The organism is Pseudonocardia sp. GCM10023141, assembly GCF_042653605.1.
Genome location: NZ_JBHSIR010000065.1, coordinates 138,886 through 157,708 on the forward strand (window position 1 = coordinate 138,886; position 18,823 = coordinate 157,708).

Below are 18,823 nucleotides of genomic sequence, written 5' to 3' on the forward strand. Positions count from 1 at the left end.
TGATGGTGGATGAGCCCCTCGAGACGGATCGCGCCGAGGGCGGGGGAGAGGGTCCTTGTGGACGTAGTCGAGGTAGCGGGCCATGGTGGTCAGCTCGAGTGATCGTTGTTTGATCTCGAGCCAGCCTGCGAGAAATTGGGCGACGTGCGCTGGGTGCGACCACATCGCGACCACACGTGGCATCGCCGCAGGTCAGCGGTCGAGCACACGTCGCGATGTCAAGGTCGTCGGCACATCCTGACTGCTATGCAGGCGTCGAGCGGCAAAGGTCAGAGGTCGGCGCGGTCGAGGGTGGTGAGGAACGCGGTCTTGTGGCGGTGGCGGTGGCGGAGGTCGGTGATGTAGTGCTGGTAGCCGGCCTGTTCGTCGCAGGCTTGGTAGGCGTCGCGGAGGCCGGTGATCATGGTCGCGGCTTTGCGGTAGCGGTACCTGTCGGTGTTGGCGGCGAGTTGTTGCTCTATGCGCTGGTGCCAGGGCTCGATGACGTCGGCTGGATGGGTGTGTTGGCGTAGCTGGATCAGTTCCTGCCAGCGAGATGGGGCGAGTGTGTCGGCGTGGTCGAGCGCGACCTGCCATGCGCGGTCTGGTTCATCCTCGTCGAGGAGCACGGCGATCAGTTGGTCGACGAAGTGCCGCGTGGCTGTTGCGCTGGTGTGCAGGTGGCTGATCGCGTTGGGGCGTAGCTGGGTCCATGTCCCGTTCCGGGTCGCGGTCGTACGCAGGGCGCGGTAGCGGGCGTGCGTAGGGTGGGCTTGGAAGTCGTTGTGCCGGAAGGCGAGGGCGTCGTCGATAGCGCCTCGCGTGAGGAGGAGGTCTTCGTAGGTGTCGCGCAGGGAGCTGACATCGGTCGGCGTTCCGCGGCTGTCGAGTCCTCGGCGGGCCCAGGTTTCGGCGTCGGTGGTTCGGCCGGCGTTGCGGAGGGTGTCGACGATGGTGCGGTATTGGGCGGTGCTGCCGAGATCTTCGGCCAGGACGGAGACGTAGTGGTCGACGTCGCCGGTCAGTTCGGCGAGTTGTTCACGCAGGATGCGGATGCCGAACAGCGCCGTGAAGGAATCTGGGTCGGCGTCGCGGGCACGGGTGTCGATGATGCGGGTGAGCTCGGCTCGTCCGGCCGCGCCGAGCGCGGATGCGAAGTCGCGCAGGTAGAAGTCAGGCCAGCCTGGGCCGTCGAGGCGTAGATCGGCCAGCCAGCGGGCGAGCCGGGTGGGATCGGGTGGCGCGGCTGTGCAGGCTCGGGCGTGTACGGCCATCATTGCGTGTAGGTCGGCACCGATGCTGCCGTTGGAGTCATCGAGATGGCCCAAGGCGGTGGTGATCCGGTCGACTGCTCGCCGGGTGAGTGCGGGTACGGCGGCGGGTTCGGTGGCGATCAGCGCGTTGCAGGCGGCGGCGACCGCGCGGGCGCGTTGGGAGTATTCGCGGCGTCCGTGCTGGGGGTGGGTGCGGCGATCGCGGCGAAGGCCATCGATCAGCCTGCGGATGTGCTCCTGCTCGGGACTTACCACCTCGGAAGTCAACACCAGAATGTATAAGGACACCCCACCGTGGCGCGCGATACCGGCATGACGGAGTGAGCAGTCGACACAGTGCCGTAGGTGCGCGGTCCTACCGCGATGACGTCGAGTCGATCAGCAGACACAGCAGCACGGTGGCGGAGGTCATGGCGGCTGGGATGGTTGGGTTTTCTGCATGACCGCACCCGTACCTGCGCTGGGATATGACCCCGACTTCCTCGGTGTCCCCGTACCGCTTCCCGCGCCGCCATCCGGTCACCTGGTGAAGGAGTTTGCGTATACGCATTTCACGGTGTTGCTCGACCCGGCCCGGCGCCTGGCGGCCGCGACCGGTCAACATCGCCGGTGCCCAGCTGCGGGATCTGGCGCGCACGGATGACTGGCGCCTGGACCCGCGAGCGCGCGCGACGGAGCAGGCTGGGGCTGAGATGTATGCGGCAACGATCTCGACCGCGGGCATCTGGTACGCCGCAACGACCCGGTATGGGGTGAGCCCGCGGTCGCCGCCCAGGCCAATATCGACACGTTCGTCTACCCCAACGCCGCACCGCAGGCGGCGGAGTTCAACCAGTCCAAACAGCTCTGGCTCGGTCTCGAGGACTACATCCTGACCTACGCCGACACCTACGACACCAACCTCAGTGAGTAGCGGGGGATGGACGGGGTCCTACTGCGCTCCTGCCACCGACAGCCGCTGATCGGATTTTCGAATACACCGGCGATCAGCAGGTCCAAGGCGGTGGCGCCGAGGCCGAGCCAGAACGGGTGGTAGGAGGCGCCGAACGGCAGCACGGTGTCGAGCCGGGTGATTCCGGCGTAGGGGTCGATGATCGCCGTGCTGAGGTGCACCCCGAGGAATGCCACCGTGAGCAGCGCCAGGTTGCGGTGCACGGCGTGCAGCGCGAACCGGGGCCACGCGCCGGTGCTCGCTCGCCCGGAGTGCAGCGCCCCGAGCACGACGGTGGACGTCAGCAGCAGCAGTGACACCAGCCCGGTGCCCCGGCTGAGGTACCAGTGCGCCTGTCCCATCAGCGCTCGCCGATCGTCGCCGGCCAGCCTGCCCTCACCACGACGCGACCGTCCTCGGCGACGAGCCGGGCTGCCACCTGCCTGGCCAGGACGCCGTCACGGATCTCGGTCGGGCTGATCGCCGCGGTGACGATCGTGCTGGCGGTCGACTCGGCAGTGCAGGTCGACCGGGTCGGCGACTCCGGAGCACGTGCTGCGTGGAGCGAGCCCCAATGACGTCACGGCCCCGACCGCCTGCCTCTGATGCACTGACCGCGAGGGGATGCGTTGCGTCAACCGACCTGCAACATCGCTCCAGAACGGGCATTATGTGCTCCGCCCGCAGCACCTTCGTGCCTGGCGGATGCGTCGATAGGGGAGCGCCGATGCCGAACCCTGATGAGATCCGAGACGCTCAGCGGGCGACTTGGGCTGGGCTCTCTGCGGGCTGGGAGAAGTGGGATCAGGTCATCATGGACCAGCTGGGGCCGGTCGGCGCGGCATTGATCGAGTGTCTCGACCTCAATGAAGAGCAGCAGCATCTCGACATCGCCTCGGGTACGGGTGAGCCGGGCCTGAGTATCGCGAGGCTGTTGCCGACGGGACGCGTCGTGCTGACTGACCTCGTTGCGGAGATGCTGGACATAGCGGCGCGACGAGCCAGCGCGCAAGGGATCGCCACTATCGAGACGACGGTGTGCAGCGCCGATGATCTGCCGTTCGACGACGCCACATTCGACAGCGTCTCGGTGCGTTTCGGGTACATGTTCTTCCCTGACATGGCCGGAGCGACGGCGGAGTTCGTGCGCGTGCTCAAGCCGGGTGGGCGCCTCTGTTCCTCGGTATGGGTCAAGCCCGAAGAGAACCCGTGGACGGCGATCGCCATGCAGGCGATTGCGACTGAAGCGGTGATAGCGCCACCGGACAATGACGGACCAAACATGTTCCGGTGCGCTGCCCCGGGATGTGTCAGCGCCCTGTACCGGGGCGCAGGGCTGCGCGACATCGCCGAGTGGGACGTCCATGTTGAGCTCGTGACGGAATCGCCCGAACAGTACTGGGACATGATCAGCGAGCATGTCTCGCTGGCGGTTGCGGCACTGCAGCGGGTAGACGAACCGGCGCGGGAGCGGATCCGGGCGGACGCCATAGCGAAGGTGGGTGCGTTCAAGAAGGACGGCAAGGTCCGGGTTCCGGGCGTGGCGAGGTGCATCGTCGGAACGACACAGGACGCGATCGTCGAGGTGTCGACCCGCGTGCTGTAGGGCGGCGGTGCAGTGCAGGTCGGTCGGCGAGCCACTGGGGCAGAGCATCTGCGTGGTCGGTGATCGCCCGGTGGGCCCGCCGGCGGCGCACCTCGTCGCCGGAGTGTGCCGCGATCACGGCGAGCAGAACGCCAGGTCGGGGGTGTGGTCGGCCGCGCACGATGTTGGCGACCTCGCCCCTGATCGTCGGTGCGAGCTTGAAGCCGCGGCCGGAGAAGGCGGTGGCGGTGATCAGCCGCTCGGCGCCGGGCACGCGTCCGAGCAGCGGCACTCCGTCGTCGGCGTAGAGGTCGGTGAACGCGTCCATCCGCACGGGATCGGGGTGCAGCCGGGGCAGGAACCGGGCGGCCGCCTCGGCCATCGGGTGCATCTCGGCAGCAGCGCCCAGCAGATCGGTGCCTGCAAGCACAAGGCCGCACTGGCCCTGCCCGTGCTCGCCATCGGGGGTGAGCTCGCCTCCGATGGCGAGCGTGCAGGAGACGATGCGCGCCGCTACCGACGTCACCGGTCTCGTGCTGCCCGGTGTCGGGCACTTCGTTCCCGAGGAGCCGGTGGCGAGGTCGATGTATGTCTCGCCTTTGCGCAGCGTCGCCAACGCCGCCTACATCAGGGAGGATCCGGTGGCGGTTCTGCTCTCGAACCACGAATCCATTGCGCTCGTGCACATCTCCGACACGACTCTGGATTCTTGGGGGCAGGTTTGAATGCGTCATAGCCGGACCCACGCGGGCGTGCGGAGGCGGGCGCTCCATCACGGGCTCCGCGGATCGGTGGACGCCGTGCTCTAGAACACCGGAGGGTTCGCGCGCGACGAGAGAGAAGGCCGCCGGCGGGGAGGTCGAGCCGGGCACACGCTGCTCGCCGTACGCCGCTGACCCGTCGGCCGTGCAATCGCGCCCGACGGCCACGACATCGAGGTCCCTCTCGAATCCGGAGGCGCATCGCACACCTGCCATGAGTGGCCGTTGTTCGCCAGGATGTCGGCCGACGACGATCACCCGTTCATCGATCGGATGTGTCCGGCCGACGGGCTCGGGCTGGCGCCGGCGCCCAGGTCTTCCGGCGGATCGTTGCCGAAATCCGCGTTTTGCCGCTCGACGGCCCCTTTCCTGCAGGTCAGTGAGCGACGGTCATGGCTGGTTCCGGCTTAACTGCAGCGTTACCCGTACACCCTGTCAGGGGATACGGGGGTTACGCACAGTGTTGGCCATGACGCAGCCGAGGATCGACCCGCGCACGCAGCGCCGATCGAGTGCGGCCCGGCGGGTCCGCGATCTGCTTCGATCCGCGGTCGTGCACGAGGAGTTCCCCGCTGGTGCGCTACCGGGCGAGCTCGAGCTGATGCTGTTGTTCTCCGCGAGCCGCCAGGTGATCAGGGACGCGCTGACGTTGCTGCGCGACGAAGGCCTGGTCAAAAGGGTGCAGGGCACCGGGACGTTCTCGGTGGCGTCGAAGGTGCGGCACAGCTTCAGCCACCTGCACGGCCCGGAGCCGGCGCGCGAAGTGGTGTCGCACCGCGTCCTGAGCGTCAGCAGGGAGGTGGCCGCACCGCGCGTCGCGGAACGGTTGGGGATCCCGGCGGGCTCGGGGTGCGGCGTGATCGAGTATCTGACGGTCCTCGGTGAGGAGCCGTACTACGTCTGCACCGCCTACCTGCCTCCGCAGCTCCTGTTCGTGGCGGAGCGCGGGACGTCGGTGACGGAGTGGTACACGATCTACGAGTCGGCGGGCTTCGAACTGGGCGTCACGGACCAGGCCGTCGAGGCGATCGTTGCCGACGAGCAGGTAGCCGCTTTGCTCTGTGTCGCTCCCGGGTCGCCCCTGATGCTGTTCGAGCGCCTGGTCCGGGATCGCACCGGCCGCCCGCTCGAGTACGCCTTCGCTCGTGTGCGCGGCGATCGGTTGGCCCTGATCACCCAGCTGCGCCGTCCCCGTCCCACCGGTCAGGAGGGCTGATGCTCGGCTACATCGGTCGCAGGCTGCTGTTCGCGATCCCGATCCTGCTCGGGGTCTCGCTCGTCATCTTCATCACGATCAAGATCATTCCAGGTGACCCGATCGCGTCACTGCTCGGGCCGACGGGCACCCCGGAGGCCCGCGCCGTGCTCACCGCGCGGCTCGGCCTGGACCAGCCGCTCCCGGTGCAGTACCTCGCGTGGCTCGGACACACTGTCGTCGGCGACTTCGGTACCAGCATCGCGCGGCGCAGCAACGTCACGCCGATGGTGTTCGACGCTCTGGCCAACACCCTAATCCTCACCGCGGCCGCCGCGCTGGTGGCCGTCGTGGTCGGGGTGGTGGTCGGAGCACTCACGGCGCTGCGCAGGACCGGTCCGCTCGCGCGGCTGGGCAACATGTTCGCCCTATTCTCGATCTCGGTCCCGCAGTACTCCGTCGGGCTGCTGCTGATCATCTACCTGGCCGCGGGGGCGGGTCTGTTCCCGGTGAGCGGGATGTACAGCGCGCGAGGTGGCGGCGGGTTCGTCGACCTGTTCAACCATCTCGTCCTGCCGGCGGTCACCGCGGCACTCGTGCCGGCGGGGATCATCGCCCGGATGTTCCGCTCGTCGGTGCTCGACGTGATGAGCATGGACTTCGTCGAGGCACTGACTGCCCGCGGGCTGTCGCGGCGCCGGGTGATGATGCACGCGTTCCACAACACCGTTCCCTCCCTGCTCACCGTGGCAGGCCTGCAGATCGGTTACCTGCTCGGCGGCGTCGTGTTCGTCGAGGCGGTCTTCGCGTGGCCCGGGATCGGGTTGCTGGTCTACCAGTCGATCAGCCAGCGTGACCTGCCGGTCATCCAGGCCGGAGTGCTCGTGTCCGCGCTCGCGTTCGTGCTGATCAACCTCGTCGTCGACGCCATGCACGGGCTCGTCGACCCGCGCATCCGCACCTGAGCCGCTCCCACCTGCCCCGTCCGTCCGTTCGCCACTGGCAGCGTCGCCGAACCCCCGTATCCCGAACGCGCTCCAGGAGATCTGTGATGACCGCACTGACCGAAGCACCACCCGACACCCGTACCGCTGGGGCCGCCGTCGCACCGGAGCACGGCCCCGAGCGGCACCGCCGGATGACCACGAGCGCCCGTATCGCCTCCGGCGTCGTCGTGCTGATCGCGGCCGTGGCCATGGTCGGCCCGTTGCTGGTCGGTGACCCGAATGCCGGTGACGTCGCGCACCGGTTGCTGCCATCTGGCTCGGCCGGGCACCTGCTCGGCACCGACGGCCAGGGTCGCGACGTGCTCGCCCGGCTCGTCGTCGGTACCCGACTCTCGCTGCTCGCCGGGCTGGTCCCGGTGCTGTTCGCGGCCGTCGTCGGCACCGGGCTCGGCGTCACCGCCGGGCTGTCCGGCGCCTGGGGCCACCGGCTGATCATGCGCACGCTGGACGTCTTCTACGCCTTCCCCGCCGTGCTGCTGGCCATCGCGATCGCCGCCGCGCTCGGCTCCGGCATCTCGAACTCGATCATCGCGCTGGCCGTCATCCTGGTGCGCCGGTCGCGCGGGTGGCCGAGACCGAGACCCGCAGGATCGTCGATCTCGACTACATGGAGGCTGCGCGAGCCAGCGGCGCCACCCGGTTCGCCATCGCCGCGCGCCAGGTGCTGCCCAACGTCGCCCCGCCCGTCGTCGTCTACTGCACTGCTCTGATCGGCCTGTCGATCGTCTACGCGGCGGGACTGAGCTTCCTCGGCCTCGGGGTGTCGCCCCCTACCGCGGAATGGGGTCTGATGGTCAGCGACCACACGCAGTACATCTACACCGCGCCGTTCCTGGCGGCGATCCCCGCGCTGGCGATCCTCGTCGCCTCGGTGGCGTTCAACGTGCTGGGTGACGGCCTGCGCGACCTGCTCGACGTGCGCGGGGAGGCCAGGGCATGACGGCCACCGGCACCGTCGCCCCGCTCGAGGTCGCCCCGCTCGAGGTCACCGACCTGACCACCACGTTCGTCTCCCGCAACCGGCGCACCGCCGTGGTACGCGGCGTCTCCTTCACGTTGCAGCGCGGCGAGACGCTGATGCTGCTGGGGGAGAGTGGCAGCGGGAAGTCGGTCACCGCACGGTCGATCATGCAGCTCTACGGTTCTGCGGCCGAGCTGGCCGGCAGCGTCCGGATGAACGGCGCGGAGATGCTCGGACTGACCGAATCGCAACTGCAGAGCGTGCGGGGCGGTCAGATCGCGCTGGTCCCGCAGGACCCGACCGGCGCGCTCGACCCGCTGCGGCGCATCGGCTCGCAGCTGACCGAGGTGCTCGCGGTGCACGGCATCGAGCGGACCCGTCGGGCCGGGCGGCGCCGCGCCGAGGAACTCCTCGCGATGGTCGGCATCCCGGATCCGAAGCGCGTGGCCGACAGCTACCCGCACGAGCTCTCCGGCGGGATGCGCCAACGCGCCGTGATCGCCATCGCGGTGAGCTGCGACCCGCAGGTCCTCATCGCCGACGAACCGACCACGGCGCTCGACGTCACCGTTCAGGCGCAGATCCTGGAGCTGATCGGCGAGCTGCAGCAGCGGCTGGGCACCGCGGTGCTGATGGTCACCCACGATGTGGGAGTGGCCGGGGACTTCGGTGGCCGGATCGGCGTCATGTACGCGGGCCGGCTGGTGGAGGAGGGCCCGGCCGCGCAGGTGCTGGCGGCACCGCGACACCCCTACACCGCCGGGCTGCTGGAGTCGCTGCCGACGCCCGGCATCGAGCGCGGCAGGCTGCGCTCGATCGTCGGTGCACCGCCTGCGGTCGGCGCGTTCCCGGCCGGGTGCGCGTTCGCACCGCGCTGCCCCCGGGCCCGAGCGAGCTGCCACGACGAGGACCCGCCGTTGCTCGCGGCCGGCCCCGACCGGTCGGCCGCCTGCCCCGTGGCCAACCCGGCCGGGTCGCGGCAGGCGGTGGCGTGATGGGAGCGGAGGCGCCCCTGCTGGAGGCGGTGGGCCTGACCAAGACCTTCGGCAACGGCGTGCGGGCCGTCTCGGACGTGTCGCTGAGCGTGCACCGCGGGGAGACACTCGGGGTGGTGGGCGAGTCGGGCTGCGGCAAGTCCACCACCGGGAAGATGCTGCTCGGGCTGCTCGCCCCGGACAGCGGAACGGTCACCTTCGACGGCCGTCCGCTGGCCGGTCTGGGCCGCCGCGACCTGCATGCGCTGCGGGCCCGCCTGCAGGTGGTCCCGCAGAACCCGCAGACCTCACTCAACCCGCGCCTGACGGTGCGGTCCTCGATCGAGTTCAACCTGCGGGCGCACGGGATGGACCGGGCGGCCCGCCGGCCGCGGGTGCTGGAGCTGCTGGAGCGGGTCGGGCTCACCGCGGCGCAGGCCCAGCGCTTCCCCCACGAGCTGTCCGGCGGTCAGCTGCAGCGGGTGGCGATCGCGCGCGCTCGCCACGTCGCCCGACCTCGTGGTGTGCGACGAAGCGGTGTCCGCCTTGGACAAGAGCGTGCAGGCCCAGGTGCTCAACCTGCTCGCGGAACTCCAACGCGACACCGGCGTCGCCTTCCTGTTCATCTCCCACGACCTGGCCGTGGTCGAGCACATCTCCGACCGGGTGGCTGTGATGTACCTGGGTCGGGTCGTCGAGCTCGGCCCGGCGCGGCAGCTCTGGGCCGCACCGCAGCATCCGTACACGACTGCGCTGCTCTCGGCGACGCCCGGCCAGGGGCGCGAGCGCATCGTGCTCTCCGGTGATCTCCCCAGCCCGGCGAACCCGCCGTCGGGTTGCGGCTTCCGCACCCGTTGCCCGGTGGCGGAGCCGATCTGCGCAACCGATTGGCCGCCACTGGTCGAGGTCTCCGCGGGGCACAGCGCCGCCTGTGTCCACGTGGGAGCCCGTGCGCGCGAGCCGGCCGCCACCGGGTCGGGCTGATCCCGGGTCGGGTTCGCGCCGCCCGACCTGACCACACCGCGCCGCTGTCGACGGTCCGCACCGGACCGCCGTCCGATCGACCCTGCCTGCACGACCTCGCCCCCGAGAGGAACCTGCCGTGTCCACTGCCCATCGCCCTGCACGCCGCGCGCGACCAGCTCGTCGCCGCGACCGGGATCATCGCCGACACCGTCATTGACCTGATCGGAACCATCGGCCAGCACGTCCTCGACGCGCTGCTACCCGCCCGTCGGGTCCGTACCAACCCCCGCGTGGTCAAACGCGCCATCTCCAAGTACGTCGCGAGCACAGCCAAGGGCCACCTACGCGGACCCGGCCGCCCCGCGAAGATCACCATCGAGATAGAAGCGATCTTGACAGTGCAGCCCTCGACCTGACTGAACGGCTTTGCCCTTAGCCCGCGGCCGTACGGGGCCGGCAAGGTGAGGCCGATCAGCCCGCGGCCGGCCAGCTCCTTGCCGAAGTCCGGGTCGGGGCTGCGCAGCCATGAGTCGCTGCGCGCGTGTAGTCGCTGAGCCGATCACTCACCGCCAGAGTTGATCGCTCTTCGGGTGGAACCGATGCTGTTGGGCTCCCAGCTCCTCACGTGTGGTGGAGCAGACCCCGGGTCAGCTCGGCGTATCCCACCGCGACCCGTGCCGGGTCCCAGTGGCCGGCGGGGCGGTACCAGTCCGACACCGCGTTGGCGGCGCCGAGCGCGAAGCGCACGGTGATGCCGGTCCCCGCGCCCGGGGGGATCTCGTCCGTGCTGCGGGCCTGCTCGAACAACCGGCCGGCGAAGCGTTCGAGGCCCTTGCGGCGGCCCGCGACAAGCTTGCGGTGCTCGCCGGCGAGGAAGGGCCACTCCCGGAAGAGGACGACGGACTGGTCGAGGCTCTCCAGGAACCAGCCGACCTGGAGCCGGACGAGCTCGCACAGCTGATCCGCGGGGGTCGCGTCGAGCTGCGCGACGGTCCCGACGATCGTGGTCAGTTCCAGGTGGGCGGCCTCGAAGATCCGCATCAGCAGCTCGTCCTTCGATTCCACGTAGTGGTAGATGCTGCCCTTGAGGACCCCGGCCTCGGCGGCGACGTCCTGGACAGTCGTGGCGGCGAAGCCCTTGGCGCGCACGATCCGCAACGCGGCGTCGTCGATGGCGTCCCGGCGGGACCGTGGCGCGCGTGCCCCGATCGCCCGCCTCGTCCCGGGATCCGGGGCATCGGCACGCGCGGACTGCGGCGAAGCGCCGACGACCAGCACGCAACCGAGGTCGGCCATGGCCTTCGCGACGGCGTCGAGCGGGTCCGGCCCGTCCTCCCGGTACCAGTCCAGCGCGGAATGCACCGCTCCCCGCAGGTAGGTCGCCACGAGCGTCGCGTCCACGTCCTCGGCCGCCGCGGCCCGGACCAGTTCGGTGGGCACGTGCCTGCGCCTGCGTCTTTGCTCCAGGTCGGCGGCGCGGCGCGCCTCTGCCAGATGGACCCACTCACGCGCGAACACCGCCGAGAGGTCCCGGTTGCTCAGCATCGTGACCAGGTAGCTGCGCAGGTACTCGCGCAGCGTGTCGATGGGCGCCAGGTCGAGGGCGGCGACGCGGTCGAGGACCTCCTCGCGCAGTTCGTGTCCGCGGGCGAGGCAGCCGAGGAGGAGATCCTCCTTGGACCGGAAGTGCTTGTACACGCTCGACTTCTGGATGCCCACGGCGTCGGCGACGTCCTGCACCGCCGTCGCGTTGTAGCCCCGCGTGGCGAACTCGGCTGCCGCCGCCGCGAGCAGCCGTTCCCGCGTACCTGTCATCGCCCACCCACCCCCGCCGTCAGGTCCTCCAGGGTACCAACGCTCCATGAGGTGACCTCCTCGAGCAAGATGAGGACGATCAAAACGAACAACTGGTAGCCGAAGAAAGAGCAGGTAGAACTAGATATATGGAGGTTTACATGGACCAGAGGCCGGTCAGTTGGTAGCCTCACCCTTCCTTTCATCGACGTGAGGAACGAGCATGCTCGAAGACGCGGCGCTCTCCGCCGCACTCCATCCCGATCTCCTGGCGGGCAGGTACGCCGTTGTCACCGGCGCCGCTCGAGGGATCGGCGCCGCCGTCTGCTTGGCCCTCGCCGCTGCGGGCGCCGAGGTCGCCGCGTACGACATCGAGTCGCCGGAGGGGACGGTCGCCGCGGTCCTCGCGGCGGGTGGCAAGGCGCGCGGCGAGGTCCTGGACGTCACCGACCGGACTGCGACCGAGGAGGCGTTCCGCACGCTGTCGGTGATCGACGTCCTCGTCACCTCGGCCGGGGTGTACGGCGCCCCCATCCCGATCGAGGAGATGGACGACGCGGAGATGGACCGGGTACTGGGCGTGAACGTGAAGGGCACGCTCTGGGCAGTGCGTGCCGCACTGCCCTCCCTGCGGCGCTCGCGCGGTGCCGTGGTGAGCATGGGATCCCTTGCCGGGCGGGTCGGCGGCGTCGCGTCGGGCCCGCAGTACGTGGCCAGCAAGGGTGCCGTGCACGCGCTGGTGAAGTGGTTGTCCCGCACGGAGACCGAGCACGGTGTGCGGGCGAACGGCGTGGCCCCGGGACCGGTGGACACGGACATGATCGCGGGCCGCGGCTACGCAGAGCAGGACTTCCCGATGGGGCGCTTCGCGAGACCCGAGGAGATCGCGGCCGTGGCCGCGTTCCTCGCCTCGCCTGCCGCCTCCTACATCAACGGGGCGGTCGTCGACGTCAACGGCGGCATGACGAGCGCCTGAAGGAGCGACATGAGCACCACATCGCAGGACGGACAGGTCCCGGAGGGGCTGTCAGTGGTTCGAGAGGAGGTCACGGACGCCGAGCTGACCGAGCTCGGCGTTGCGCTCGCGAGTGACTTCCCGGGATCGACGGCGGCGGACTTCCGCCGCTACCCGGTGCTGTCGGAGGGCGGCTGGTTCGTGGTGGTCAAACACCAGCCCAGCCTGCGGTCGGTGAGCCGGGAGCCGTGGGGGCTGCTGGGGCCGATCGCGCTGACGTCGACCGGTCTGGACATCGGGTGAGGAGCGGAGCAGGCGTGAGCATGATCGGAGTCGACGTCGGTGGCACGTTCACCGACCTCGTGGCCATCCGGGACGGCCGGATCCACACGGTGAAGGTGGCGACCGAGACCGGCAACACCGAGGCGGGTGTCCTGCGCGGGGCCGCGGAGATCGGTGTGCAGGACGCGGCGGTGTTCAACCACGCCAGCACCCACGGCCTGAACGCCGTGATCACCCGGAACCTGCCCAAGATCGGGTTCCTGACCACCGCGGGGCACCGCGACATCCTCGACGCGGGCCGGGGCTGGCGGCCGATGGGGGGGCTCACCGACCCGTCGTGGCGGCGGCCGTTCGGGGACGCCGCCCGCCCACTGGTGCCGCGCTACCTCCGCCGCGGCATCCGCGAGCGGCGGACCGCGGACGGCGGCGTGCTGTTCCCGCTCGACGAGGCCCAGGCCCGGGCCGAGCTCGAGGTGCTGCGCACGTGCGAGGTCCGTGGGGTGGCGATCTGCCTGTTGCACGCCTACGTGGACGGCGCCCACGAGGTCAGGCTGCGCGAGCTCGTGCACGAGGTGCTGGGCGACGTCCCGGTCTCGATCTCCAGCGAGGTCTCGCCACTGGCCAAGGAGTACGCCCGGGCGTCGACCACCGTCGTCGACGTCTTCATGCAGCTCATCTACGGCGAGTACACGCGGCGGCTGTCCGCGGGGCTCACCGACCTCGGCTTCTCCGGCGACCTGCACTTCGCGGACTGCTCGGCCGCCCTGCTGCCCGCCGAGACGGCCATGGCCGCGCCGTACCGGATCGTGTTCGCCGGTCCTGCTGCGGGCACGGTCGCAGGCGCCCATTTCGGTCGGATGCTGGGGATCCAGGATCTGCTCTGCGCCGACGTCGGGGGCACGTCCTGCGACATCAGCCTGGTCACCGGCGGTGAGCCGTACGTCGACACGACCTTCGAGCTCGAGTACGACCTCGTGGTCAACGCCCTGTCGAACGAGATCAGCAGCATCGGCGCCGGCGGCGGGAGCCTGGTGACGGTCGGCCCGACCGGCGAGCTCCAGGTCGGGCCCGGCAGCGCGGGCGCGGATCCCGGTCCCGCCTGCTACGACGCGGGCGGCACCCAGCCGACCACCACCGACACCTGCCTGCTGATGGGGATCCTGGATCCCGAGGGCTTCGCGGGCGGCCGGATGAAGCTCGATGCCGACGGCTCTCGGCAGGCGTTCGAGCAGCTCGACTCGCCGCTGTCGCTCGAGCAGCGCATCAGCTACGCCTTCCACATCGGCGTCACCAACATCGCCGAGGGCCTGGTCAACGTCGCGGTGCAGCACGGCATCGATCCGCGCGACTACAGCCTCGTCGCCTTCGGGGCGGCGGGACCGATGCTGCTGCCCGCCGCGCTGGAGCAGGTGCGGGCCGCCGAGGTGGTGGTCCCGCCGCACCCCGGGCTGTTCTCGGCCCTCGGGCTGGTCAGCTCTGACCTGGTGTTCTCCGAGAGCCGCAGCGCCTACACGATCCTCGGCCCGGACGCGGCCGAGGAGATCGACGGGCTCTACCGGTCCATGGAGGAGCAGCTGCGCGAGGGGTTGCCCGCGGAGTACCGCACGGACGCGGTCTTCGCACGCAGCTTCGACGGGCGGCTGTACGGCCAGAGCTGGGAGACCCCGTTCGTCCCGGTGCCCACCGGCACCATCACGGCCGACGCGATGAGCGAGATGATCGCGAGCTTCCACGACACCTACGCGGAGCGCTCCGGCAACCGCTTCGAGTTCGTCCCGGTCCAGGGGGTGACCTTCCGCGTCCGCGCGGTCGTCGACGCGGCGAAGGTCGAGTACCCCGAGCTGCCGACCCGCGGGTCGGGGGAGCCGCAGGCACGGCGGACGTTGACCATCCAGCACCTCGGCATCGGAGCGGAGCCGGCCGGTGACGGGGTACCCGCGCCGGAGTACCAGCGCTCGGACCTGTTGGCGGGCGACCGGATCCCCGGACCCGCGGTGATCAGGGAACCGCTGTCGACGACGTTCCTGGTGCCGGGGCAGACGGCGACCGTGGGCCGCTTCGGCGAGCTGCGGATCCGCCAGGACGAGAGGAGCGAGGCATGACCACCACCGACACGGCACCCTCGGACACGGCGCACTCGGACATCGCGATCCGGGACCTCGACGATGCGGAGTTCCGGGCGCGCTACGGCGCGGACCGGTTCACCGCCTCCGTGCTGGGCAACCGGATGCGCTACATCGTCGAGCACATGAGCACCGGCATCCTGCGCAACGCCTTCTCGCTCATCCTGCGCGACTGGTACGATTTCAACGCCACGATCTCGGGCCCACCCGAGCAGAACTACCCGATGCCCGCCGTCGGCAAGAGCCTCGCGGCGTTCTTCGGGACGATGTCCGAGGCCGTCCGCAACACCGTCGAGGAGTTCGGGCCCGGTGAGCTGCGCGAGGGCGACGTCCTCGTGTCCAACGACCCCTACCGGGTCGGCAACCACGTCAACGACGTGTGCTTCATCCGGCCGGTCTTCCACGAGGGCCGCGTCGTGTCCTACGTGTCGATCCGCGCCCACCAGCTGGACATGGGCGGGATCGTGCCCGCGGGCTTCAGCGCGACGAAGCGGAACGTGTACGAGACCGGCCTCGTCATCGCGCCCACGCTGCTCTACCGGGAGGGCGCGCCGGTCCGCTCGACCTTCAACCTGATCCTGGACAACGCCCGCTTCGGCCCGATCATCCTGCCGGACATCAAGACGATCAACCAGAGCCTCGCACTGGGGGAGCGGCTGATCCGGCAGAGCATCGAGCGCTACGGCATCGAGGCGTTCCACGGCGCGATCCGGTACGCGGTGGACTCCTCGGCGGAGTCCATGGCGATGGCGCTCGCCGGCCTCCCGGACGGCCACTACTCGTCCCGGGAATCGATCGACGCCGACGGGATCGACGACACCGTCCAGTACGAGGTCGCGGTCGACGTCAGGAAGGTCGGCGAGCGGCTGGAGATCGACTTCAGCGGCACGTCGCCGCAGGCCAGGACCTGCATCAACGCCGCGGCGCTCGACGCGAAGTGCGCGGTGGTGATGGCGCTGAAGTTCCTGATCGACCCGACCGAGCCCTACACCTCCGGCGCCTTCCGGTCGATCGACCTGGTCATCCCGCCGGGCACCGTGGTGAGCGCGGTCCCGCCGGACGGCGCGGTGTTCATGTACTGGGAGACCACCCAGGCGATCATCCGCGGCATCTTCCGCGCGCTGGACAAGGCGCTGGGGGAGCGGGCCGTCGGCGGTGACTACGGCTCGCTCAACATCCACAACGCCAACGGTGTCCTGCCCGGCGGCATGCCATGGGTCGGCACCGCGCAGTGCGGCGGGGAGCACGGACCCTGGGGCGCCACCCGGCACGGCGACGCGGACAGCTACCAGAGCTTCTACCAGGTCAACGCCCTGGATCCGGCCACCGAGGCGATCGAGTCGGACATCCCGGCGGTCGTGCTGCGCAAGGAGTACGTGATCGACTCCGCGGGCGCGGGGAGGCACCGTGGCGGCGCCGCTGTCCGCAAGGACACGCTCTACCTGACCGACGCGGAGCACTGGTCGAACCCGCTGTCGACCCGCACGGCCACCGGGATCGGCGTCAACGAGGGCCGGTCCGGCTCGCAGGGCGCGGTCTGGCTGTTCCCCCCGGAGGTGGCCGACGTCAGGGGCCGTGCCGATCTCGTCGACACCGATCCGTCGGTCTACGCCGGGACGATCCCCGTGGCGGGCGTGCTCGATCCCGACACGAAGACCACGGATCCGGCGGGCCGGTACTTCTACTTCGCCAGCACGCCGGTCTGGCACACCGCGCCGCAGTCGATGTTCCGGTACGAGACCAACGGCGGCGGTGGCTGGGGAGATCCCTTCGGCAGGGACCCGCAGGACGTGTGCGACGACGTCCGTGACGAGTACGTCAGCATCGCGGGCGCACTCGCCGACTACGGCGTGGTCGTGGTCGGGGACCCGCAGCGTGACCCGGAGGGTGTCCGGGTGGACGTCGAGGCCACCGCTCGCGCGCGAGCGGTGGCCGGGTGACGCGGGCTGAACCGAGGAGGGTCGCGCTGGTCACCGGCGCGGCCCGCGGGCTCGGGCGTGCGCACGCGGTGCGGCTCGCGCAGGACGGCCTCGACGTCGTCGCGATCGACCTGTGCGCTGCGGTCGAGACCGTCCCGTACCCGCCGGCGACCCCGGAGGACCTCGCCGAGACGGTGGCGACGGTGCACGGGCTGGGAGCGCGCTGCCTGGGCCTGCACGCCGACGTCCGGGACGCGGCCGCCATGGAGAAGGCGGTCGACGCCGCGCTGTCGGAGTTCGGCCGGATCGACGTCGTGGTGGCCAACGCCGGTGTCTCGTCCTTCGGTCGGGTGTGGGAGCTGACCCCGCAGCAGTGGCGGGAGGTCGTCGACGTCAACCTGACCGGGACGTTCCACACGGTCCGGCCGGTGGTTCCCGCGATGATCGAGGCGGGCCGGGGCGGGTCGATCGTGCTGATCAGCTCGATCGCGGGGCTGGCGGCCCTGCCCAACGTCGCGCACTACACCGCGGCCAAGCACGGGGTGACCGGGCTGATGCGGTCGCTGGCCGTGGAGCTGGCGCCGTACGGGATCCGGGCGAACTCGGTGCACCCCACGACCGCGGACACACCGATGGTCCAGAACCCGGCCTTCTACGCCCTCGCCGGGGCCACCACCCGCGAGCACGCCGCGCGGGCCTACCGGAAGAGCAACGCTCTCCCGGTCCCGTGGGTCGCCGCCGCTGACGTCAGCAACGCGGTGGCCTGGCTGGCCTCGGACGAGTCCGCGTTCGTCACGGGTACGGCGCTACCGGTCGATGCCGGGGCCCTGCAGCCCTTCCGGCTGCCGCCCGGGGCGGCGTAGGCGAAGGGCGCGGCAGGAGCGGACACGAGGGGCGGGCACACCGTGTGGTGTGCCCGCCCCTTCGTCATGCCGGGGGAGCGACGAGGGTCTCCCGGCCCTTCTCCCACCGGACCATCATCCCGTCGACCCGGGCGTCGCGGCCGTCGAAGTGGACGGTGCCCGAGGCGCCGTCGAGATCCTTCGCGGTGATGTCGGAGATGCTCTTCAGCAGCGCTTCCCGGGTGAACTCGGGAGCCGCGGCCAGCGCCTTCACGGTCATGCTCGCGCCGTCGTAGCCGGAGGCGGCGAACGTGTCCGGCGCCGTGCCGTACTTGGCCTGGTAGTCCCGGACGAAGGTCGCGCCGGACGCGGACGTGGTCGCCGGGCTGAAGTCGATCGGGTAGACGATGCCGTCGGCGGCCGGGCCGAGTGCCAGCAGCGCCTGGTTCCCGACGCCGGGCTGGGCAGCGATCACGCCGGGGAAGTTCGCCCGGCGCAGCTGCGTGACGATCGAGGTGTTCTGCTGGCCGAGTACGAGCATCAGCACCGCGTCGGGTTTCGAGGCCAGTACCCCGGTCATCTCCGACGAGAGATCGGGTGCCTTGGCGGAGACCGCGGAACTCTGGACGATCTCGTAGCCGTCCCGCGCGGCGGCCTTCGGGTAGTAGTTCTCGGCGAGGTCCTTCAGGGTTCCGATGTCGTTGTTGTAGACGATCGCGACCCGCTTCACCCCGTTCTGCTTGAAGTACTGGCTCTGCAGGTGGTGATAGGTCGACTGGGGCGCAGTGACCCGGAAGATGTGGTCTCCCGCGTCGACCACGCCAGGGCTGCCGGAGAAGATCGTGACCAGCGGCAACCCGGCCTGCTGCGCAACCGGGGCGACGGCGGGGGCGACCGCGCTGCTCGTCCCGAAGACGGCCATCGGGGCGGCGCTCGCACCCACCTCGGCCATCAGACCGGCGCCGGTCCGGGGTTCGCTGCGGGTGTCGTGCACCGTCGTGGTGAGGGTGGTGCCGCCGAGTTCCTTGGCCGCGTTGGCCTGCTCGATCCGCAGGTCCCAGCCCTGCCTGACCGCCGGGCTGAACGTCTGGGACACCCCGGTCACGTCGAGGACGAAGTCGATGGCGAACTCGGCGGGCTTTCCTGTTGCCGTGCCGGACGTGCTGCTCGAGCCAAAGGCAGCCGTCGCGGTCAGCAGGGCTAACGCCAAAGCCGTTCAGTTAGCGGTCGCGGCTGCTGGTCAAGGATCTTGTTGCGGCGTGTCGTTGCCGGAGA

General features: G+C 70.2%; 19 protein-coding genes and 1 pseudogene. 15 read left to right on the forward strand and 5 right to left on the reverse strand.

Features of this window, described 5'->3' with window-relative positions; all coding sequences use genetic code 11:
- Positions 1–269: 269 nt before the first annotated feature.
- Positions 270–1,520 (reverse strand): hypothetical protein, encoded by a 1,251-nt coding sequence (locus tag ACFPFQ_RS37170; protein WP_379627489.1) that lies wholly within the window; start codon positions 1,518–1,520, stop codon positions 270–272.
- Positions 1,521–1,977: 457 nt separating this feature from the next.
- Between ACFPFQ_RS37170 and ACFPFQ_RS37175 the strand changes: the two genes are divergently transcribed.
- Positions 1,978–2,166, forward strand: coding sequence for a DNA/RNA non-specific endonuclease (locus tag ACFPFQ_RS37175; protein ID WP_379627536.1), 189 nt, complete (start codon positions 1,978–1,980; stop codon positions 2,164–2,166).
- Here ACFPFQ_RS37175 and ACFPFQ_RS37180 read toward each other — a convergent pair.
- Positions 2,142–2,546 carry a hypothetical protein gene (locus ACFPFQ_RS37180; RefSeq protein WP_379627491.1) on the reverse strand — a complete coding sequence of 135 codons (405 nt, stop codon included), beginning with the start codon at positions 2,544–2,546 and terminating at the stop codon, positions 2,142–2,144. The genes ACFPFQ_RS37175 and ACFPFQ_RS37180 overlap by 25 nt on opposite strands.
- 365 nt (positions 2,547–2,911) lie before the next feature.
- Here ACFPFQ_RS37180 and ACFPFQ_RS37185 point away from each other — a divergent pair, with 365 nt between their 5' ends.
- Positions 2,912–3,790 (forward strand): class I SAM-dependent methyltransferase, encoded by an 879-nt coding sequence (locus ACFPFQ_RS37185; protein ID WP_379627492.1) that lies wholly within the window; start codon positions 2,912–2,914, stop codon positions 3,788–3,790.
- Here ACFPFQ_RS37185 and ACFPFQ_RS37190 read toward each other — a convergent pair.
- Positions 3,693–4,295: an FAD-dependent oxidoreductase gene (locus tag ACFPFQ_RS37190; protein WP_379627494.1), complete on the reverse strand. Its 603-nt coding sequence runs from the start codon at positions 4,293–4,295 to the stop codon at positions 3,693–3,695. The two genes, ACFPFQ_RS37185 and ACFPFQ_RS37190, sit on opposite strands and share 98 nt — an antisense overlap.
- On the opposite strand from ACFPFQ_RS37190, the gene ACFPFQ_RS37195 reads away from it, so the two are divergent.
- From ACFPFQ_RS37195 to ACFPFQ_RS37230, 8 genes and pseudogenes are all read left to right on the forward strand, one after another.
- The gene (locus ACFPFQ_RS37195) at positions 4,261–4,494 is read left to right on the forward strand and encodes a hypothetical protein (RefSeq protein ID WP_379627496.1); all 234 of its coding nucleotides are present in this window, start codon (positions 4,261–4,263) and stop codon (positions 4,492–4,494) included. The two genes, ACFPFQ_RS37190 and ACFPFQ_RS37195, sit on opposite strands and share 35 nt — an antisense overlap.
- A gap of 505 nt (positions 4,495–4,999) precedes the next feature.
- Positions 5,000–5,746: a GntR family transcriptional regulator gene (locus tag ACFPFQ_RS37200; RefSeq protein ID WP_379627498.1), complete on the forward strand. Its 747-nt coding sequence runs from the start codon at positions 5,000–5,002 to the stop codon at positions 5,744–5,746.
- Complete coding sequence (locus ACFPFQ_RS37205; RefSeq protein ID WP_379627500.1) at positions 5,746–6,690, forward strand: ABC transporter permease; 945 nt, start codon at positions 5,746–5,748, stop codon at positions 6,688–6,690. The genes ACFPFQ_RS37200 and ACFPFQ_RS37205 overlap by 1 nt, the downstream gene beginning before the upstream one ends.
- Before the next feature lie 86 nt (positions 6,691–6,776).
- Positions 6,777–7,442: an ABC transporter permease gene (locus tag ACFPFQ_RS37210; RefSeq protein WP_379627502.1), complete on the forward strand. Its 666-nt coding sequence runs from the start codon at positions 6,777–6,779 to the stop codon at positions 7,440–7,442.
- Positions 7,340–7,672 (forward strand): ABC transporter permease, encoded by a 333-nt coding sequence (locus ACFPFQ_RS37215; protein ID WP_379627504.1) that lies wholly within the window; start codon positions 7,340–7,342, stop codon positions 7,670–7,672. The genes ACFPFQ_RS37210 and ACFPFQ_RS37215 overlap by 103 nt, the downstream gene beginning before the upstream one ends.
- Positions 7,669–8,688, forward strand: coding sequence for an ABC transporter ATP-binding protein (locus ACFPFQ_RS37220; protein ID WP_379627506.1), 1,020 nt, complete (start codon positions 7,669–7,671; stop codon positions 8,686–8,688). The genes ACFPFQ_RS37215 and ACFPFQ_RS37220 overlap by 4 nt, the downstream gene beginning before the upstream one ends.
- Positions 8,688–9,107, forward strand: a pseudogene (locus ACFPFQ_RS37225) (ATP-binding cassette domain-containing protein); the annotation flags it as partial. The gene ACFPFQ_RS37220 and the pseudogene ACFPFQ_RS37225, both read left to right, overlap by 1 nt.
- A 97-nt stretch (positions 9,108–9,204) precedes the next feature.
- Entirely contained in the window at positions 9,205–9,651 is a 447-nt protein-coding gene (locus ACFPFQ_RS37230; protein WP_379627508.1) for an oligopeptide/dipeptide ABC transporter ATP-binding protein, read from the forward strand.
- Positions 9,652–10,254: 603 nt separating this feature from the next.
- On the opposite strand, the gene ACFPFQ_RS37235 is transcribed toward ACFPFQ_RS37230, so the two are convergent.
- A complete protein-coding gene (locus ACFPFQ_RS37235) occupies positions 10,255–11,448 on the reverse strand; it encodes a TetR/AcrR family transcriptional regulator (RefSeq protein ID WP_379627510.1) in 1,194 nt (397 codons plus the stop codon).
- A gap of 202 nt (positions 11,449–11,650) precedes the next feature.
- On the opposite strand from ACFPFQ_RS37235, the gene ACFPFQ_RS37240 reads away from it, so the two are divergent.
- The 5 genes from ACFPFQ_RS37240 to ACFPFQ_RS37260 are packed head-to-tail and all read left to right on the forward strand — an operon-like array spanning position 11,651 to position 17,569.
- Positions 11,651–12,403, forward strand: a complete 753-nt coding sequence (locus ACFPFQ_RS37240) for an SDR family NAD(P)-dependent oxidoreductase (RefSeq protein ID WP_379627512.1) — start codon at positions 11,651–11,653, stop codon at positions 12,401–12,403.
- Positions 12,404–12,412: 9 nt separating this feature from the next.
- Positions 12,413–12,685, forward strand: a complete 273-nt coding sequence (locus ACFPFQ_RS37245; protein ID WP_379627514.1) for a hypothetical protein — start codon at positions 12,413–12,415, stop codon at positions 12,683–12,685.
- Positions 12,686–12,705: 20 nt separating this feature from the next.
- Entirely contained in the window at positions 12,706–14,766 is a 2,061-nt protein-coding gene (locus tag ACFPFQ_RS37250) for a hydantoinase/oxoprolinase family protein (protein ID WP_379627538.1), read from the forward strand.
- The gene (locus ACFPFQ_RS37255) at positions 14,763–16,727 is read left to right on the forward strand and encodes a hydantoinase B/oxoprolinase family protein (RefSeq protein WP_379627516.1); all 1,965 of its coding nucleotides are present in this window, start codon (positions 14,763–14,765) and stop codon (positions 16,725–16,727) included. The genes ACFPFQ_RS37250 and ACFPFQ_RS37255 overlap by 4 nt, the downstream gene beginning before the upstream one ends.
- Complete coding sequence (locus ACFPFQ_RS37260; protein WP_379627518.1) at positions 16,724–17,569, forward strand: mycofactocin-coupled SDR family oxidoreductase; 846 nt, start codon at positions 16,724–16,726, stop codon at positions 17,567–17,569. The genes ACFPFQ_RS37255 and ACFPFQ_RS37260 overlap by 4 nt, the downstream gene beginning before the upstream one ends.
- Positions 17,570–17,633: 64 nt before the next feature.
- Here the strand turns inward: ACFPFQ_RS37260 and ACFPFQ_RS37265 are convergent, their stop codons facing one another.
- Positions 17,634–18,758: an ABC transporter substrate-binding protein gene (locus ACFPFQ_RS37265; RefSeq protein ID WP_379627520.1), complete on the reverse strand. Its 1,125-nt coding sequence runs from the start codon at positions 18,756–18,758 to the stop codon at positions 17,634–17,636.
- Positions 18,759–18,823: the final 65 nt, after the last annotated feature.

Excerpts from the sequence above, each read along its gene's own strand:
- ACFPFQ_RS37180 (WP_379627491.1), bottom strand. The coding sequence starts at position 2,546 with ATGGGACAGGCGCACTGGTACCTCAGCCGGGGCACCGGGCTGGTGTCA.
- ACFPFQ_RS37185 (WP_379627492.1), top strand. The coding sequence starts at position 2,912 with ATGCCGAACCCTGATGAGATCCGAGACGCTCAGCGGGCGACTTGGGCT.
- ACFPFQ_RS37200 (WP_379627498.1), top strand. The coding sequence starts at position 5,000 with ATGACGCAGCCGAGGATCGACCCGCGCACGCAGCGCCGATCGAGTGCG.
- ACFPFQ_RS37205 (WP_379627500.1), top strand. The coding sequence starts at position 5,746 with ATGCTCGGCTACATCGGTCGCAGGCTGCTGTTCGCGATCCCGATCCTG.
- ACFPFQ_RS37210 (WP_379627502.1), top strand. The coding sequence starts at position 6,777 with ATGACCGCACTGACCGAAGCACCACCCGACACCCGTACCGCTGGGGCC.
- ACFPFQ_RS37215 (WP_379627504.1), top strand. The coding sequence starts at position 7,340 with ATGGAGGCTGCGCGAGCCAGCGGCGCCACCCGGTTCGCCATCGCCGCG.
- ACFPFQ_RS37220 (WP_379627506.1), top strand. The coding sequence starts at position 7,669 with ATGACGGCCACCGGCACCGTCGCCCCGCTCGAGGTCGCCCCGCTCGAG.
- ACFPFQ_RS37235 (WP_379627510.1), bottom strand. The coding sequence starts at position 11,448 with ATGACAGGTACGCGGGAACGGCTGCTCGCGGCGGCGGCAGCCGAGTTC.
- ACFPFQ_RS37240 (WP_379627512.1), top strand. The coding sequence starts at position 11,651 with ATGCTCGAAGACGCGGCGCTCTCCGCCGCACTCCATCCCGATCTCCTG.
- ACFPFQ_RS37245 (WP_379627514.1), top strand. The coding sequence starts at position 12,413 with ATGAGCACCACATCGCAGGACGGACAGGTCCCGGAGGGGCTGTCAGTG.
- ACFPFQ_RS37250 (WP_379627538.1), top strand. The coding sequence starts at position 12,706 with ATGATCGGAGTCGACGTCGGTGGCACGTTCACCGACCTCGTGGCCATC.
- ACFPFQ_RS37255 (WP_379627516.1), top strand. The coding sequence starts at position 14,763 with ATGACCACCACCGACACGGCACCCTCGGACACGGCGCACTCGGACATC.